The 16,446-nt window shown below is 67.7% G+C and carries 17 protein-coding genes; all 17 read left to right on the plus strand.

Annotation, left to right across the window (positions count from 1 at the left end):
• The first annotated feature begins 3 nt into the window (after window positions 1-3).
• The gene (folP, locus tag NX1_RS06635; protein WP_068055932.1) at window positions 4-831 is read left to right on the plus strand and encodes a dihydropteroate synthase; all 828 of its coding nucleotides are present in this window, start codon (window positions 4-6) and stop codon (window positions 829-831) included.
• Window positions 828-1,265: a dihydroneopterin aldolase gene (gene folB, locus NX1_RS06640; RefSeq protein ID WP_084501130.1), complete on the plus strand. Its 438-nt coding sequence runs from the start codon at window positions 828-830 to the stop codon at window positions 1,263-1,265. The genes folP and folB overlap by 4 nt, the downstream gene beginning before the upstream one ends.
• Entirely contained in the window at window positions 1,262-1,810 is a 549-nt protein-coding gene (gene folK / locus NX1_RS06645) for a 2-amino-4-hydroxy-6-hydroxymethyldihydropteridine diphosphokinase (protein ID WP_068055419.1), read from the plus strand. The genes folB and folK overlap by 4 nt, the downstream gene beginning before the upstream one ends.
• Complete coding sequence (locus tag NX1_RS06650; RefSeq protein WP_068055421.1) at window positions 1,807-2,283, plus strand: DUF3180 domain-containing protein; 477 nt, start codon at window positions 1,807-1,809, stop codon at window positions 2,281-2,283. Before folK ends, NX1_RS06650 begins: the two co-directional genes overlap by 4 nt.
• Window positions 2,284-2,461: 178 nt before the next feature.
• Window positions 2,462-3,469, plus strand: coding sequence for a DUF6779 domain-containing protein (locus tag NX1_RS06655; RefSeq protein ID WP_169812189.1), 1,008 nt, complete (start codon window positions 2,462-2,464; stop codon window positions 3,467-3,469).
• 338 nt (window positions 3,470-3,807) lie between these two features.
• The gene (locus NX1_RS06660) at window positions 3,808-4,740 is read left to right on the plus strand and encodes a Rossmann-like and DUF2520 domain-containing protein (RefSeq protein ID WP_068055428.1); all 933 of its coding nucleotides are present in this window, start codon (window positions 3,808-3,810) and stop codon (window positions 4,738-4,740) included.
• Window positions 4,740-5,666 (plus strand): pantoate--beta-alanine ligase, encoded by a 927-nt coding sequence (gene panC, locus NX1_RS06665; protein WP_068055431.1) that lies wholly within the window; start codon window positions 4,740-4,742, stop codon window positions 5,664-5,666. Before NX1_RS06660 ends, panC begins: the two co-directional genes overlap by 1 nt.
• Window positions 5,667-5,682: 16 nt before the next feature.
• The gene (gene panD, locus NX1_RS06670) at window positions 5,683-6,102 is read left to right on the plus strand and encodes an aspartate 1-decarboxylase (RefSeq protein ID WP_068055434.1); all 420 of its coding nucleotides are present in this window, start codon (window positions 5,683-5,685) and stop codon (window positions 6,100-6,102) included.
• Window positions 6,103-6,131: 29 nt separating this feature from the next.
• Window positions 6,132-6,926 (plus strand): type III pantothenate kinase, encoded by a 795-nt coding sequence (locus NX1_RS06675; protein WP_068055437.1) that lies wholly within the window; start codon window positions 6,132-6,134, stop codon window positions 6,924-6,926.
• 190 nt (window positions 6,927-7,116) lie between these two features.
• Entirely contained in the window at window positions 7,117-7,713 is a 597-nt protein-coding gene (locus NX1_RS06680) for a cysteine dioxygenase (protein WP_068055440.1), read from the plus strand.
• An 8-nt stretch (window positions 7,714-7,721) separates the two neighbouring features.
• On the plus strand, window positions 7,722-8,144 hold the full coding sequence (locus NX1_RS06685) for a rhodanese-like domain-containing protein (protein ID WP_068055443.1): 423 nt from the start codon (window positions 7,722-7,724) through the stop codon (window positions 8,142-8,144).
• Between the two features lie 297 nt (window positions 8,145-8,441).
• Window positions 8,442-9,947, plus strand: coding sequence for a lysine--tRNA ligase (gene lysS / locus NX1_RS06690; protein WP_068055446.1), 1,506 nt, complete (start codon window positions 8,442-8,444; stop codon window positions 9,945-9,947).
• A gap of 154 nt (window positions 9,948-10,101) precedes the next feature.
• Complete coding sequence (locus NX1_RS06695) at window positions 10,102-10,461, plus strand: histone-like nucleoid-structuring protein Lsr2 (protein ID WP_068055450.1); 360 nt, start codon at window positions 10,102-10,104, stop codon at window positions 10,459-10,461.
• 290 nt (window positions 10,462-10,751) lie between these two features.
• On the plus strand, window positions 10,752-11,375 hold the full coding sequence (locus tag NX1_RS06700) for an FHA domain-containing protein (protein ID WP_068055453.1): 624 nt from the start codon (window positions 10,752-10,754) through the stop codon (window positions 11,373-11,375).
• A gap of 135 nt (window positions 11,376-11,510) precedes the next feature.
• Window positions 11,511-12,122: an anthrone oxygenase family protein gene (locus NX1_RS06705; RefSeq protein ID WP_068055457.1), complete on the plus strand. Its 612-nt coding sequence runs from the start codon at window positions 11,511-11,513 to the stop codon at window positions 12,120-12,122.
• Window positions 12,123-12,213: 91 nt separating this feature from the next.
• Window positions 12,214-13,158, plus strand: a complete 945-nt coding sequence (locus NX1_RS06710; protein ID WP_068055460.1) for an esterase/lipase family protein — start codon at window positions 12,214-12,216, stop codon at window positions 13,156-13,158.
• Window positions 13,159-13,852: 694 nt separating this feature from the next.
• Entirely contained in the window at window positions 13,853-16,411 is a 2,559-nt protein-coding gene (locus NX1_RS06715) for an ATP-dependent Clp protease ATP-binding subunit (protein WP_068055463.1), read from the plus strand.
• Window positions 16,412-16,446 lie beyond the last annotated feature (35 nt).

Raw genomic sequence — 16,446 nt, forward strand, 5'->3', positions numbered from 1 at the left:
GTGATGGGCGTCGTGAACGTCACCAGCGATTCGTTCTCCGACGGCGGCCGCTATCTCGATCGCGGGCTGGCCATCGAGCACGGCATCGAGCTCTACCGGGCAGGCGCCGACATCATCGACGTCGGCGGCGAGTCGACCAGGCCGGGCGCCGACCGCGTCGACCCGGAGACCGAGGCGGCCAGGGTCGCGCCGGTCATCCGCGGTCTGGTGGCGGCGGGCGTGCCGACCAGCGTCGACACCATGCGCGCGAGCGTGGCCGAGGCGGCGCTGAACGCCGGTGTCTCGGTGGTCAACGACGTCTCCGGTGGTCGCGCCGATCCCGACATGGTGAAAGTCGTTGCGGCCGCTGATGTTCCGTGGATCCTCATGCACTGGCGGGCGGGCGCGGACTACCGGCACACCGGTCCGGCGGATCACTACGACGACGTCGTGGCGGAGGTGCGCGCCGAGCTTGCCGCCCAGGTCGAGCTGGCCGTCGCCGCGGGCGTCGACCGATCGCGACTGATTCTCGATCCCGGTCTGGGTTTCGCCAAGAACGCCGACCACAACTGGGCCCTGCTCGGCGCGTTGCCCGAATTCGTCGCCGACGGCCTGCCGATACTCATCGGCGCCTCACGCAAACGTTTCCTCGGCGCCCTGCTCGCCGACGCCGACGGCCCGCGGCCGCCGGACGGTAGGGAGGTCGCCACCGCCACGGTCTCGGCCCTGGCCGCTCTGCACGGCGCCTGGGGAGTTCGCGTGCACGACGTGCGCGCCTCCCTGGACGCGATCGCCGTCACCGACGCCTGGCAGCGTGCCGCCCGGCCGATCTCGCGAGGAGCCATCGGATGAATCCGCCCACCGCACCGGTGACCCGTGAGGGCCGACCGGGGGAGCAAGGCGCGCTGCCCTCGGGGCCCGACCGGATCGAACTACGTGGACTACGTGCTTTCGGGCACCACGGGGTCTTCGAGCACGAGCGACGCGACGGGCAGGAGTTCGTCGTGGATCTCACCGTGTGGGTGGATTTCACGACGGCCGCCGCCTCGGACGACCTGGCCGCCACAGTGGATTACGGTGCGCTGGCCGAGCGCGCGGTGCGGATCGTGCAGGGCCCGCCGCGCAATCTGATCGAGACGGTGGTCGCCGAGATCGCCGACGACGTGATGACCGATCCGCGCATCCGCGCGGTGGAGGCGGTGGTGCACAAGCCGTCCGCTCCGATCCCGCACACCTTCGTCGATGTGCGCGTGGTGACCGCACGCGTCCGCGAGGGCGCCGAATGAGCCGCGCCGTCCTGTCGATCGGCTCGAACATGGGGGACCGTCTCGCGCAGCTGCGCAGCGTCGTCGACGGGCTCGCGGACCGCGTCGTCGCGGTGTCGCCGGTCTACTCGACCGCGCCGTGGGGCGGCGTCGATCAGGACGATTTCCTCAATGCGATTGTGTTGGTGGACGATCCGGAGCTGGACTGTCTCGGCTGGCTGCGCAGCGGGCAGGCCTTCGAGCGGGCCGCGCACCGGGTACGCGAAGTGCGTTGGGGCGCACGCACTCTCGACGTGGACGTGGTGTGGTGCGCCGAACCGGGTCCTGCCGGGCCGGTGCCGTGCGTCAGCGCTGATCCGGAGCTGACGCTGCCGCATCCGCAGGCGCACAACCGGGCCTTCGTGCTGATCCCGTGGCTGGACGTGGAACCCGAGGCGCGGCTGAGCGTCGATGACGTCGACCGGCCGATCCGGGAATGGCTCGCGGCGCTCGACGCCGACGAGCGGGCGGGAGTGCACCGGACCGAGTTGTCGCTGCACCGAACCGCAGGGGGAGCCGCGTCGTGAAGCTCAAGCCGACCCGCGCGCTCGACCTGCTGGCCAACGTGCTGATCGCCGCCGTCGTCGCGTGGATCGCCACCAGGGTCGCCTACGCGAACTTCCCGCCGATCTCCGTCTTCGCGGGCGCCTCGCTGTATCCGGTGGCCGCCATCGAGGTGGTGCTCGGCTTCGTCATCCGCGCCAGGGTCAACGACCAGGAGATCGGGGACGGCAGGCATCAGTTGCATCCGATCACCGCCGCGCGCGCCGTGGCGTTGGCGAAGGCGTCGCTGCAGGTAGGTTCGATCGCGGCAGGCGTCTGGCTCGGGTTCCTGTGCTGGGTCTTCCCGCAGCGCGGCACGTTGCGCGCGGCCGCGGCGGATTCGCCGGGCGCGATCGTCGGCATGCTGGCGGGCATCGCGCTGGTCGCCGCCGCGCTGTGGCTCGAGTATTGCTGCCGGGCGCCCGACGAGCCGCCGGACGAACCGGCAACTACTTAGCAATTATTCCGGATGGAAGTGACCGACCAGTTTCTGGGCGAGGCCCGCCAACCCCGCTACCCTGGCGTGCATGGTTTCACCCTCCCGTAGCAGCACTTCCCGTCAATCGCGGGATCAAGCGGGAAAACTGTTCGTCGGCGCTGTGATTCTGCTCGGTCTGATTGCCAGTGTTTTCCTGGTGTTCAGCAACAGCCTGCAGTTCATCAGGATCGGTCTGATCGCCGCTCTGTGGGCGGCCGCGATCGGCGCGCTCGCCGCCACCAAGTACCGCAAAGACGCCGATGTGGACAAGGCGAAGGTGCGTGACCTGCAGACGGTGTACGAACTCCAGCTCGAGCGCGAGATCACGGCGCGCCGCGAATACGAGCTCGGGGTCGAGGCAAGGGTGCGCGAGGAAGTGGGCGCCGACGCCGCGGAGCTGGCCGCGCTGCGGGCCGAGCTGACGGTGCTGCGACAGAGTCTGCAACGCCTCTTCGACGGCGATCTGCCGACGGATCGCCCCGCACTGCGCGCCGACGCCACCCGGATCCAGGAACTGCCGAGCGGTTACGGCGCTCCGGCGAACGGTAGCTCCGCGAATGCCAACGGATGGGCCGGTCCGCAGCAGCAGCAATCGCGCAGCGCGGTCACCCCGATCTTCGAATCCGGCCACCCGGAACCGCCCGCCTTCGCCAGCCCGTTCGACGATCCGGTCACCGCCGAGACCGCCATCGTCTCGGCCGATGACTACCCCGAAGACGACTATCCCGGCGACGATTACGACGACGAGTACGACGACTACGCGGACGCCGAATACTCGAACGGCCAGTACGCGACCACCCCGTACCCGACTGGCCGGCCCCAGAACGGGTACCGGCACGACACAACCGGCGACCGCACCGACGCACCAGAACCGGCGCACGCCCCCGGCGGCTGGTCCGACGCCTTCACCGACCCGGCCGAGCGCGAAGAAGCACCCGCCGAACCATCCGTCCCCCCGCGCCTTCCCCCGATGGACGGCGACCCCGCCCCGCGCCCGACCATCGGCCCGCTGCCAACCCCCCAGCCAGGCCCCACCGTCGGCACCGCGGGCTCCCGCCGTCGCCGCCGCGACGACACCGACACCGACTCGGGCAACTCCTCCCGCCGACTATCCGTCGCCGAAATCATGGCCAACCTCCAGTCGGAACAGAACGGCCGCGGCTAACCCCGGGACACGAACACGGCGAACCCCGGACCCAACCTCACGCTCCACGCACCACTGGACCACCAACAGGGCGAGTCTTACGAGCCCGTTCGCGGCCGTCTCGTTTCCGAGCGGTCGAAGCGCATGCGCCGCAGGCGCGAGTCTCGACCGCTCGGAAACGAGACATAAGGGGGCCGCGAACCCGCGCGCGCCAGCGCGCCAAGAACACTGTTCTTCAAATCACGCTCGGGGGGCATGGCATCGGCAAACTTCGGGCCGATATCCTCGGGTCGTAACGTCTGGTACCCGCGGCGCGGGACTGGAACGACATCGAGAGGACAGTGTTGACCTCGAGAAGTGTGACTTCTGACAATGCGACTTCGGGCTACGACCCTGCGCCCGCACGCCTGACGGTGGGAATCGTCTCGGCGGGACGCGTGGGTTCCGCGCTCGGCGCCGCGCTCGAGCGAGCCGGGCACGTGGTGTTCGGCGTCTCGGCCATTTCCGATGCTTCCAAGCATCGCGCCCGGCTTCGGCTGCCCGATTCGGAGATCTTGCCGGTCGAGGAGGTCGCCGCACGCAGCGAGCTGTTGCTGCTCGCGGTGCCCGATGCCGAACTGGCCGGCCTAACGCGCGGTCTGGCGTCCGCGGGCGCGGTCCGGCGCGGCACCATCGTGGCGCACACGTCGGGCGCGAACGGTGTCGGCGTGCTCGCGCCCTTGGCCGAGATCGGCGCGCTGCCGCTGGCGATCCACCCCGCGATGACCTTCACCGGCCACGACGAGGACATCAGCAGGTTGGGCAACGCCTGCTTCGGCATCACCGCGGCCGACGACATCGGTTACGCGATCGCGCAGTCACTGGTGATCGAGATGGGCGGTGAGCCGGTGCGCGTGTCCGAGGAGAACCGGGCGCTGTATCACGCGGCGCTCGCGCACGGCAGCAACCATCTGGTGACGGTCGTGCTCGACGCGGTGGACGCGTTGCGCGAGGCGCTGTCCGGTCCCGGCCTGCTCGGTCAGCAGATCGTGGACGACCAGCCGAACGGTCTGGCCGAGCGCCTGCTCGCCCCGCTCGCTTCGGCGGCCCTGGACAACGCGCTGCGCCGCGGGCAGGCCGCGCTGACCGGACCGGTGGCGCGCGGTGACGCCGAGGCCGTCGCGGCCCACCTCGACGCGATGGCCGCCGTGGACGACCGGCTCGCCGCCGGGTATCGCGCCATGTCGCTGCGCACCGCGGAACGAGCCAAGACCAATCCCGACCTGATCGAGCTTCTGGAAGGACGCCGTTGATGGATCCGAAATTGCGCGGCGCCTACCGGCCCGGCGAACTGACCGTGCACCACGACCCCGGCGTGCTCGCCTCGGTCGCGAAGGCGCTGCGCGGCGTCGGCCGCACCGTCGGCCTCGTGCCGACCATGGGCGCGCTGCACGAGGGTCACCTGGAGATCGTGCGCCGCGCCAAGCGGACCAATCAGGTGGTGATCGTCTCGATCTTCGTCAACCCGCTGCAGTTCGCCGCGAACGAGGATCTGGACAAGTACCCGCGCACCCTCGACGCCGACGTGGAGTTGCTGCGCGCCGAGGGCGTCGACCTGGTGTTCGCCCCGAGCGCGTCCGACATGTACCCCGACGGTCCGCGCACCACGGTGCAGCCGGGTCCGGTCGGCGCTGAACTGGAAGGCGCGAGCCGCCCGACGCATTTCGCGGGCATGCTCACCGTGGTGGCCAAGCTGCTGCAGATCGCGCGGCCGAGCGAGGCGTTCTTCGGCGAGAAGGATTACCAGCAACTCACGCTGATCCGGCAGATGGTGCGCGACTTGAACTTCGACGTGAAGATCGTCGCGATCCCGACCGTGCGCGAGCAGGACGGTCTCGCGCTCTCCTCGCGCAACCGCTACCTCGATCCCGCGCAGCGCGAGGCCGCGCTGGCGCTCTCCGCCGCGCTGTCGGCGGGCAGGCACGCGGGCGGTCTCGGCGCCGATGGCGTGCTCGCCGCCGCCCGCGCCGTGCTCGAGGCCGCGCCGGGCGTCGACGTCGACTATCTCGAAGTGCGTTCCTCGACCCTCGGCCCGGCACCCGTCTCCGGCAACGCCCGGCTGCTCGTCGCCGCCAAGGTCGGCGCCACCCGGCTGATCGACAACGTCGCCGTCACCCTCGGCGCCCCGATCGACGGGCACCCAAATCTCGCATCCAAGCCGGAACCGGCAGCTTTCTAGAAAGGCGACGACGAAGATGTTGCGCACCATGATGAAGTCCAAGATCCACCGGGCCACCGTGACCCACGCCGACCTGCACTACGTCGGCTCGGTGACGGTGGACCAGGATCTGCTGGACGCCGCCGATCTGCTCGAGGGCGAGCAGGTCTGCATCGTCGACATCGACAACGGCGCTCGCCTGGAGACCTACGTGATCGCGGGTGAGCGCGGTTCCGGCGTCATCGGCATCAACGGGGCCGCCGCGCACCTGGTCCATCCCGGCGACCTGGTCATCCTGATCGCCTACGGGATGATGGACGAGCAGGAGATCGCCGAATACGACCCCAAGGTGGTCTTCGTCGACGAGCGCAACCGCCCGATCGAGCTCGGCTCCGATCCGGCGCACGCCCCCGAAGGCTCCGGCCTCACCTCCCCGCGTTCGCTCACTTTCGCCTGACGGGCGCCTCATCGAAAGTCGGGTGAGCAATGCTGCTGGCCATCGACGTCCGCAACACCAGCATCGAGCTCGGCCTGTTCTCCGGCAGCGGCTCGCACGCCAAGCTGGCGCGGCACTGGCGGATGCACACCAATCCGTTGTTGACCGCGGACGAGTTCGCCATGCAAGTGCGCGGACTCGTCGGCGCCCAGCTGGACGAGGTGATAGGCGTCGCGGCGCTGTCGACGGTGCCGCCGGTGCTGCACGAACTGCGTGCCATGCTGGAGCGGTACTGGTCGCACGTGCCCAACGTGGTGGTGGAACCCGGTGTGCGGACGGGCATTCCGCTGCTTGTCGACAATCCCAAGGAGATCGGCGCCGACCGGATCGTGAACGCGCTCGCCGCCCAGCAGCGCTTCGGCTCGGCCGCGGTCGTCGTCGATTTCGGCACCGCCACCACGGTGGACCTGGTCTCGTCGAAGGGCGAGTTCCTCGGCGGCGTCATCGCGCCTGGCGTCGCCATCTCCAGTGAAGCGCTCATCGAGCGGGCCGCGCTGCGCCGCGTCGAGCTGGCGCGTCCGCGTTCGGTGGTCGGCAAGAACACCGTTGAGGCGATCCAATCCGGTGCGGTGTTCGGATTCGCGGGCCTGGTGGACGGTCTCATCGACCGGATTCGGGACGAATTCGACGCCTTCGCGGGCGACGACGTGGCCGTGGTCGCCACCGGCATCAGCGCGCCGCTGATCGTGCCGGAATCGGAGACGATCGAACACCACGAGCCGCATCTGACCCTGACCGGCCTTCGCCTGGTCTACGAACGCAACCAGCAGCGCCGCAGGTCCTGATCACCGAAACCGGGGTGGGGCGTGGATCACCCTCGGAGGGACTGTTGCTCCCGCGAACACCGCTGCTAGACTCGCCGACGTGTATTCCCGCGTGAGCACCCAGGAGTGTTGTCGAGGCTGATTCCGGCCTCGACCGATCGAGGCCGACCGCGAGTCCCTCGACCGATCCCCACCTCCTGGAGATGCGCTCATGCGTTCCTCTGTTCTTTCCCTTACGTCCGCACGTGACAGCCTGTCGGCCCGGCCGCCGGTGGATCGCGCCATCGCGCCCGCACTCCCGACCCGGCTTCGCCCCGCCGATCTGCTCCGGCTGACCGACGAGGGCGCCGAGGACGTGCTCGCGGGCCGCTACGATCACCTGCTGCCCGCAGCCGGCATCTGGCCCGACGACGAGCGCTGGGCCACCCGGCTGCTCGCCGATGACGAGGTCGACGTCTGGCTGATCAGCTGGACGCCGGACAAGTCCACCGAATTGCACGATCACGCCGGATCGTTGGGCGCGCTCACCGTGCTCAGCGGCGCTCTCTCGGAATTCCGTTGGAATGGAACGGAATTGCGTAGCCGCACACTGACCGCGGGCGATCAGGCTTCTTTCCCCATCGGCTGGGTGCACGACGTGATGCGCGCACCGGCCGCCGCCGAATCCGCGGGCCCGCTCGATCCGACGCTGAGCGTGCACGCGTATTCCCCGCCGCTGACCGCCATGTCTTACTACGAGGTGACCGGCCACGGCACCCTGCGGCGCACCCGAACCGTTCTCACCGACCAGCCCGAAGGTGATATCTGATGAGTGCCATGACCATCGATCAGATGCTCGACAACGCCCGCGCTCAACTCGACAGGATCTACGCGTTCGAATTGCCCGCGGCGATCGCCAGGGGCGCAATTCTGGTCGACATCCGTCCGCAGGCGCAGCGCGAGCGCGAGGGAACGCTGCCGGGCGCCTTGGTGATCGAACGGAATGTGCTGGAATGGCGGCTCGATCCGACCAGTTCGGCGCGTTTGGCGCTGGCCGCGGATCATGATGTGGAATGGATCGTCGTCTGCTCCGAGGGCTACACCTCCAGCCTGGCCGCCGCCGCGCTGAAACAACTCGGGCTACACAGGGCGACCGATCTGATCGGCGGTTACCAGGCGCTCAAGGCGGCGGGCCTGCTCACCATCGCCAGCCGGGCGCCGCACTTCGCCCGCGAGGTCACCTCGCTCGCCTCGCTGTAATTCGGCGCGCGCTCCTTCCGTCTCGAAATAGAAGGCAGCGCAATCGGATTCGGTTTTCCGGCTGCTTTCCTTCGGAAAGCGGCTCGTTGAAACGCGTCCGGGGTGCGCGCCGGAAACCGATGCCGATTCGTTACTATCGGGCGGAGCCCGGGCGGCCCGCAAAACGATTTCCGGTGCACGCTAGGGTTGTCGGATGTGAGCACCCCGAACACGCCCTCGTCCGGTCGCTCCGCGGGTTCGGTTCCTGCGGCGCAATCCAGCCGACCCGCCCCGGAAGCAGACGACGTCCCGGAGCAGATGCGGATTCGCCGGGAGAAGCGTGAGCGGCTGCTCGCCGGCGGCGCCGAGGCGTATCCCGTGGTCGTCCCGCGGACGCATACGCTGTCCGAAATTCGGGCCGCCTTTCCCGATCTGCCCGCCGACACCCAGACCGGTCAGCAGGCCGGCATCGTCGGCCGCGTCATTTTTCTCCGCAATACCGGCAAGCTGTGTTTCGCCACGCTGCAAGAGGGCGACGGCACCAAGCTGCAAGCCATGATCAGCCTCAACGGCGTCGGGGCCGACGCGCTCGCGGCCTGGAAGGCCGATGTCGACCTCGGTGACTTCGTTTTCGTGCACGGTGAGGTCATCGCCTCCCGCACGGGCGAATTGAGCGTCATGGCCGATTCCTGGTCCATGTCCGCGAAGGCGCTGCGGCCGCTGCCGGTGGCGCACAAGGAGATGAACGAGGAGTCGAGGGTCCGGCAGCGCTATGTCGACCTGATCGTGCGTCCAGAGGCCAGGGAAATGGCTCGCACCAGGGTCGCCGTTGTGCGTGCGCTGCGCGCCGCGCTGGAACGGCGCGGGTTCCTCGAGGTCGAGACGCCGATGCTGCAAACGCTGCACGGCGGCGCTGCGGCCCGGCCGTTCGTCACCCATTCCAATGCCCTCGATATGGACCTCTACCTGCGCATTGCGCCGGAACTGTTCCTGAAGCGCTGTGTGGTCGGCGGCTTGGAGAAGGTCTTCGAGATCAACCGGAACTTCCGCAACGAAGGCGCCGACTCCACGCATTCGCCGGAGTTCGCAATGTTGGAAACGTATGAGGCCTATGGCACCTACGACGACTCCGCGAAGATGATCCGGGAATTGGTGCAGGAAGTCGCTCAGGAGGCTTTCGGCACACAGGTGGTAACCCTCGCGGATGGTACGGAATACGATCTCCGGGGCGAGTGGGCAACCGTCGAGATGTATCCTTCGCTGTCCGATGCACTCGGTGTCCGAGTCACCCCGGAAACTTCGGTCGAGGAATTGCTGGCACTCGCCGATCGGGTCGGACTGGAAATTCCGGAGGGCAAGGGCTACGGTCACGGCAAACTGGTCGAAGAACTGTGGGAGCACGAGTACGGCGACAAGCTCTATGCGCCGACATTCGTGCGTGACTTCCCGGTCGAGACCTCACCGCTGACTCGGCAGCACCGCAGCAATCCCGGAGTTACCGAGAAGTGGGATCTGTATGTCCGCGGCTTCGAGTTGGCCACCGGCTATTCGGAGTTGGTGGATCCGGTGATCCAGCGCGAGCGGTTCGTGGATCAGGCGCGGCTCGCCGCGCAGGGCGACGACGAGGCAATGGCGCTGGACGAGGACTTCCTCGCCGCGATGGAGCACGGTATGCCTCCGACAACGGGAACCGGTATGGGAATCGATCGGTTGTTGATGGCACTGACGGGATTGGGAATCCGCGAAACGATACTGTTCCCAATTGTGCGTCCGGTCACTCAGCGAGGTGTGAGCGACCGGCACGGAGGCGGTACCGAAGGGTAAGCAGGCAGCGGCGGCCGAACACGCAAATCAAACAGAGTCGGGTTCGTTTCGATAGCCGAAGTCTCGTCTTGGAATTTTCCGAATTCGAGGTATTCTTGCCTCGGGTAATCGGCCTAGTATGCGGGTCGCACGATTTCGAGAGGACGTTCATCTCATGGCAAAGAAGGTCACCGTTAGCCTGATCGACGATGTCGACGGTGAGTCCATCGCGGACGAGACCATCGAGTTTGCGATCGACGGTGTGTCGTACGAGATCGACCTGTCCGCGGCAAATGCCGCCAAGCTGCGCGACGGGCTGGAGCAGTGGGTTTCCAGCGCGCGCCGGGTGAGCGGCCGTCGTCGTGTGAAGGCCGCCGCAGGCGCAGCCGCCACCCCGAAGAGCCGGGTCTCCATCGACCGGGAACAAAGCGCGGCAATTCGCGAGTGGGCGCGCCGGAATGGCCACAAGGTCTCCGCCCGCGGCCGTATCTCCGCCGACATCACCGACGCGTACAACAAGGCCGCGAAGGGCTAGTTTTTTCAACCCGCTGCCGCCTGGGCGAATCGTGCGACGCCTGGGCGGCAGCAGCATTTGTGATAGTTCTTCGATATGGGCGCACCTTCGCATTCGTATCGGTCGAGCGTGCGGCTGCGGGCACACTCGGCAGGCGCCGCCGGTCAGGCATACCTTCGGCTTCGCCAAGGCCGCCCGAGACGAGGATGTCGACGGCGTCGGCGCGATCTTGCTCGTGGTACCCCGACGCGGCACCATGGAAACGTGCGAAGGTCGTCACTGGCGGTATGGAGAGATGAGGTATCGGCGCAGTGACTGGATTCATCGGATCATTGTTGCGATTCACCGATGATTCGGGCCGCCAGCAAGAGCTGTTGTTGAGCCCGGATCAGCAGCGCGTCACCATCGGCCGCTCACCGCAGGCCGACCTCGCGTTGCGCTGGGACGCCGAGGTGTCCCGGCTGCACGCGGCGGTCGAATACCTCGGCGCGCATTGGACGATCGTCGACGACGGTCTTTCCCGCAACGGCACCTTCGTCAACGGGGAGCGGCTGGTCGGCAGGCGCCGCCTGATGGCGGGCGACAAGATCCGGGTCGGCACCTCGCTGGTCTCCTTTCATGATTTCGGCTCGGTCGCCGACGACGCCACCCGCACCTCCCTCGGCTCGGTTCCCACACTGCGTTCGCTCACCGAGACCCAGCGCTCGGTGCTCGTGGCGCTGTGCCGTCCGTACAAGAACGGCACCGGCTTCGCGACCCCTGCCTCCAATCAGCAGATCGCCGAGGAACTGTTCCTCAGCGTGGACGCCATCAAGACCCACCTGCGCGCGCTGTTCGCCAAGTTCGGCGTGGAGAGCCTGCCGCAGAACCAGAAGCGGGTGCGGCTGGCGGCGCTGGCCATGCAGAGCGGCATCATCTCGGACCGGGATCTCTGACCCGCATCGCGCCCCTGGACGCACGCTTAAACAGCCGAGCGTCTGGACCATGGAGCAGCCGGACCGTTCGGGATTGACTTGACCTCGTCGCCGGACCGAAGGATTCGGACCGGACTGTGAGGCAGGAGAAATCGAATGTTCGCGCTGAGGATCGCCGCGCTGGTGGCGGCCGTGCTGGCAACGGGTCTGACGGCAGGCGTCTTCTACGCCTACGCCATTTCGGTGATGCCCGCGCTGAACCGCTCCGACGACCGGACCATCGTCGACGTGATGCAGAAGATCAACGTGGTCATCATCAATCCCTGGTTCATGATCGCCTTCCTCGGCGCCGTCGGGTTCGCCATCCTCGCCGCGGTGCTGCACCTGGGCAAGGAGCACAGGGCGACCCTGGTCTGGATCGGGATCGCCTTGGCGCTCAACGTGATCGCGTTCGCGGTGACCGCTGGCTGCAACGTCCCGCTCAACGACCAGCTGGCCGCGGCGGGCGACCCGGCGCAGATCGCCGATATGGCGGCGGTCCGCGCGGACTACGAGTCCGCCTGGGTGCGCTACAACGTGATTCGCGCGGTCGTGCACACCATGGCCTTCCTGGTGCTGTGCGGCGCGATGTTCGCGGCGGGCGTTCAGCAGGGCAAGAGCCAAGCGGCGGGATCGAGTGCCACTCAGGGCGTGGCCGCTTTCACCGCATCGGCCGGATTCGGCGCCCCGCATGCGGCGGCGCACCGGCTCGGTCGATTCGCGGAATAGAACGGTTCCGTAAGTTACCCGTCGGTATCGACACTAGCCGGGACACGTCCTCGGTAGCTTCTTCTGAGCAACTTCCAGAATTGGAGGCTCAATGCGACGTGTTCCAGTTCCGTTCGTTGTTCTCTCCCTGTTGGCCGCGCTGTGGATCAGCGCGGCCGCTTCGGCTAACGCCGAGCGATATCCGGTCGTCTACGACTTCTTCTCCGGCGTACCGGCCGAGCTGGCCCGGCCGGGCGGCTCGCTGCCCGGCTCGAACAACTGGTCCTGCCGACCGACCGCCCAGCACCCTCGTCCGGTGGTCCTGGTGCACGGCACCGGCGGTGGAGCGCAAACGAATTGGGGCGTTTACGTACCCTTGCTCGCCAACGAGGGCTATTGCGTATTCGCGCTGACCTACGGTGCCCACCCACTGCCGTGGCCGATGTCCGCGGTCGGCGGCTTGCGGCCGATGGAGCAGAGCGGGCCCGAGCTCGCCGCCTTCATCGACCGCGTGCTGGCCGCGACCGGCGCGGCGAAGGTGGACATCATCGGCCACTCGCAGGGCAATTTCATCGGCAACTACTACGTCAAGCGGCTCGGCGGCGCGCGCAAGGTGGACAAGCTGATCGGTCTCGCGCCACCGTGGCTCGGCAGCAACGCGGCGGGTCTGGGCGACGCGGGCGCCTATGCCGCCTCGCTCGGCGTGACCCCGGCGTTCGACCTCGCGGTCGGCGCCTGGTGGTGCCAGGCCTGCGCCCAGGTCATCGCGGGTTCACCCTTCCTGAAATTGCTCAACGCCGACGGCGTCTATCACCCCGATGTCGACTACACGAATATCGCGACCCGGCTCGACCAGTCCGTCGTCCCGTACACGGCCGGTCTGGTGCCGGGACCCAACGTCACCAACGTCGTGGTCCAGGACGGATGCGCCCAGGACTACTCCGAGCACACCGGTATCGCGGGCAGCGCGCGCGCGGCGGGTTTCGTCCTGAACGCACTCGACCCATCCCACCCCCAGCAGGTGCCGTGCGAGTTCGTCGCACCGCACAGGGGCTAGGCGTACCCGCGCCGTCTTGTCCGTGCCCGGAAGATCGACGGCGGAGTTCGTCTGGCGGCGTCAGCCGAGTGTCTGTGTGTTCGACGCGGCTGTGTGTGGTGTGAGGGCGGAGGTCGTCCGGCTTGTCGCCGTGCCTCCGCCCTCGCTCGCGGTTCGAGGGCGATGACGCCCGGATTTCCTGTCGACGCGGAGGCTGACCGGGGCGGCGCGGTGTCTCCGCCGCGGTTGCCGGGGCGGACTTCGTTCATCAGCGCTGGGCAGGCCACCTGAGCTGTGGCGGCGGGTGGTGGTGGGTTGGGGGCGGATCCGGCAGGCTCGGGCCTGCGCAGCTTCCATTTAGGCGCGGATCGTACTTCGCGGGAACACCGGCCGATGTCCGGTCGTTTTCAGTGGGACGGGCGTTCGCAAGGCGGCGGCGGCCCCGGATCGGGGTGCCGCGTTCGGGGTCGGCGACTGTTCGCTGTTGGCAAAACCGGATCGGAAACGAAACCCGCAACGCTCACGTTATGAGTGAATGACCGTGCTGTCGCTGGTTCCCAATAGGGTGGACTGGAGGCGGTGCGAACCCCCGCCAACTAGAGTGGAGGCGGGGGCCGCAAGCCCCGGGCTTCATGGCAGGCTGACGACCACAGGTTGCGCACAGCACTGAAGCGTCGGACGCCACTGAAGGTCTGAGCAGGAGAGTGAGGGAGCGATGTTCGAGAGGTTCACCGACCGCGCGAGGCGTGTCGTTGTCCTGGCCCAAGAAGAGGCCCGGATGCTCAACCACAACTACATCGGCACCGAGCACATCCTGCTTGGCCTCATCCACGAGGGTGAGGGTGTAGCGGCGAAGTCGCTGGAGTCCCTTGGCATTTCGCTGGAGGGTGTGCGCAGCCAGGTGGAGGAGATCATCGGCCAGGGTCAGCAGGCCCCGTCCGGTCACATCCCGTTCACCCCGCGCGCCAAGAAGGTGCTCGAGCTGAGCCTGCGCGAGGCGCTGCAGCTCGGCCACAACTACATCGGCACCGAGCACATCCTGCTCGGCCTCATCCGCGAGGGCGAGGGCGTTGCGGCGCAGGTGCTGGTCAAGCTCGGCGCCGACCTCAACCGCGTCCGCCAGCAGGTCATCCAGCTGCTGTCCGGGTACCAGGGCAAGGAGCCGGTGGAGTCCGGCGCCCGCGGCGAGGCTGGGACACCGTCCACCTCGCTGGTGCTCGACCAGTTCGGCCGCAACCTGACCCAAGCCGCGCTGGAAGGCAAGCTCGACCCGGTCATCGGCCGCTCGAAGGAGATCGAGCGCGTCATGCAGGTGCTGAGCCGCCGCACCAAGAACAACCCGGTGCTGATCGGCGAGCCCGGCGTCGGCAAGACCGCCGTCGTCGAGGGCCTCGCGCAGGCCATCGTCAACGGCGAGGTGCCCGAGACGCTCAAGGACAAGCAGCTCTACACCCTCGACCTGGGTTCGCTGGTGGCGGGCAGCCGCTACCGCGGTGACTTCGAAGAGCGCCTGAAGAAGGTGCTCAAGGAGATCAACACCCGCGGCGACATCATCCTGTTCATCGACGAGCTGCACACGCTGGTCGGTGCGGGCGCTGCCGAGGGCGCCATCGACGCGGCCTCGATCCTCAAGCCCAAGCTGGCCCGCGGCGAGCTGCAGACCATCGGCGCCACCACGCTCGACGAGTACCGCAAGTACATCGAGAAGGACGCCGCCCTCGAGCGCCGGTTCCAGCCGGTCCAGGTGGGCGAGCCGACCGTCGAGCACACCATCAACATCCTCAAGGGTCTGCGCGACCGCTACGAGGCGCACCACCGGGTGTCCATCACCGACGGCGCGCTGGTCGCGGCCGCGACGCTGGCCGACCGCTACATCAACGACCGGTTCCTGCCGGACAAGGCGATCGACCTGATCGACGAGGCGGGCGCGCGGATGCGCATCCGCCGGATGACGGCTCCGCCGGACCTGCGCGAGTTCGACGACAAGATCGCCGACGCGCGCCGGGAGAAGGAATCCGCGATCGACGCGCAGGACTTCGAGAAGGCCGCGCGGCTGCGTGACAAGGAGAAGCAGCTCGTCGCCAAGCGCGCCGAGCGTGAGAAGCAGTGGCGTTCCGGTGATTTGGACGTCGTGGCCGAGGTCGACGACGAGCAGATCGCGGAGGTCCTCGCCAACTGGACCGGTATCCCGGTGTTCAAGCTCACCGAGGAGGAGACCACCCGTCTGCTCCGCATGGAGGACGAGCTGCACAAGCGGATCATCGGCCAGGAGGACGCGGTCAAGGCCGTCTCCAAGGCGATCCGCCGTACTCGCGCCGGCCTGAAGGATCCGAAGCGTCCGTCCGGCTCGTTCATCTTCGCCGGTCCGTCCGGTGTCGGTAAGACCGAGCTGTCCAAGGCGCTGGCGAACTTCCTGTTCGGCGACGACGACGCGCTCATCCAGATCGACATGGGCGAGTTCCACGACCGCTTCACCGCCTCGCGGCTCTTCGGTGCCCCTCCGGGCTACGTCGGCTACGAGGAGGGCGGCCAGCTCACCGAGAAGGTGCGCCGCAAGCCGTTCTCGGTCGTGCTGTTCGACGAGATCGAGAAGGCCCACCAGGAGATCTACAACACCCTGTTGCAGGTTTTGGAGGACGGCCGCCTCACCGACGGCCAGGGCCGGACCGTGGACTTCAAGAACACGGTGCTGATCTTCACCTCGAACCTCGGAACCTCGGACATCTCGAAGGCCGTCGGCCTGGGCTTCTCGCAGTCCAACAACGAGGGTTCGAACTACGAGCGGATGAAGCTCAAGGTCAACGACGAGCTCAAGAAGCACTTCCGCCCCGAGTTCCTCAACCGCATCGACGACGTGATCGTCTTCCACCAGCTCACCAACCAGCAGATCGTCGAGATGGTGGACCTGATGATCGGCCGCGTCGCCACGCAGCTGAAGAACAAGGACATGGCGATCGAGCTGACCGAGAACGCCAAGAACCTGCTCGCCAAGCGTGGCTTCGACCCCGTGCTCGGTGCCCGGCCGCTGCGCCGCACCATCCAGCGCGAGATCGAGGACCAGCTGTCGGAGAAGATCCTCTTCGGCGAGATCGGTCCAGGCCAAACGATCTCTGTGGATGTGGAAGGCTGGGACGGCGAAGGCTCCGGCGAGGACGCCAAGTTCACCTTCACCGGTAAGGCGAAGCTGACCAAGACGGCCGTCGAGGAGAAGCCCGAGGTCGTGCTGACCGGCGCGGGCGAGGGCACCGCCACGGAGGCCGCCTCCGGCGAGTAAGTAACTACGAAAGGCCCGCCCCCAACGGATTCGTT

The organism is Nocardia xishanensis NBRC 101358, assembly GCF_001613365.1.
In the GTDB taxonomy this organism is placed as follows: Bacteria; Actinomycetota; Actinomycetes; order Mycobacteriales; family Mycobacteriaceae; genus Nocardia; species Nocardia xishanensis.

Bases quoted from the DNA above. Each gene is read 5' to 3' on its own strand.
- folP (WP_068055932.1), top strand. From the start codon at position 4: ATGGGCGTCGTGAACGTCACCAGCGATTCGTTCTCCGACGGCGGCCGC.
- folB (WP_084501130.1), top strand. From the start codon at position 828: ATGAATCCGCCCACCGCACCGGTGACCCGTGAGGGCCGACCGGGGGAG.
- folK (WP_068055419.1), top strand. From the start codon at position 1,262: ATGAGCCGCGCCGTCCTGTCGATCGGCTCGAACATGGGGGACCGTCTC.
- panC (WP_068055431.1), top strand. From the start codon at position 4,740: ATGGATCCGAAATTGCGCGGCGCCTACCGGCCCGGCGAACTGACCGTG.
- panD (WP_068055434.1), top strand. From the start codon at position 5,683: ATGTTGCGCACCATGATGAAGTCCAAGATCCACCGGGCCACCGTGACC.
- NX1_RS06675 (WP_068055437.1), top strand. From the start codon at position 6,132: ATGCTGCTGGCCATCGACGTCCGCAACACCAGCATCGAGCTCGGCCTG.
- NX1_RS06680 (WP_068055440.1), top strand. From the start codon at position 7,117: ATGCGTTCCTCTGTTCTTTCCCTTACGTCCGCACGTGACAGCCTGTCG.
- NX1_RS06685 (WP_068055443.1), top strand. From the start codon at position 7,722: ATGACCATCGATCAGATGCTCGACAACGCCCGCGCTCAACTCGACAGG.
- lysS (WP_068055446.1), top strand. From the start codon at position 8,442: ATGCGGATTCGCCGGGAGAAGCGTGAGCGGCTGCTCGCCGGCGGCGCC.
- NX1_RS06695 (WP_068055450.1), top strand. From the start codon at position 10,102: ATGGCAAAGAAGGTCACCGTTAGCCTGATCGACGATGTCGACGGTGAG.
- NX1_RS06705 (WP_068055457.1), top strand. From the start codon at position 11,511: ATGTTCGCGCTGAGGATCGCCGCGCTGGTGGCGGCCGTGCTGGCAACG.
- NX1_RS06710 (WP_068055460.1), top strand. From the start codon at position 12,214: ATGCGACGTGTTCCAGTTCCGTTCGTTGTTCTCTCCCTGTTGGCCGCG.
- NX1_RS06715 (WP_068055463.1), top strand. From the start codon at position 13,853: ATGTTCGAGAGGTTCACCGACCGCGCGAGGCGTGTCGTTGTCCTGGCC.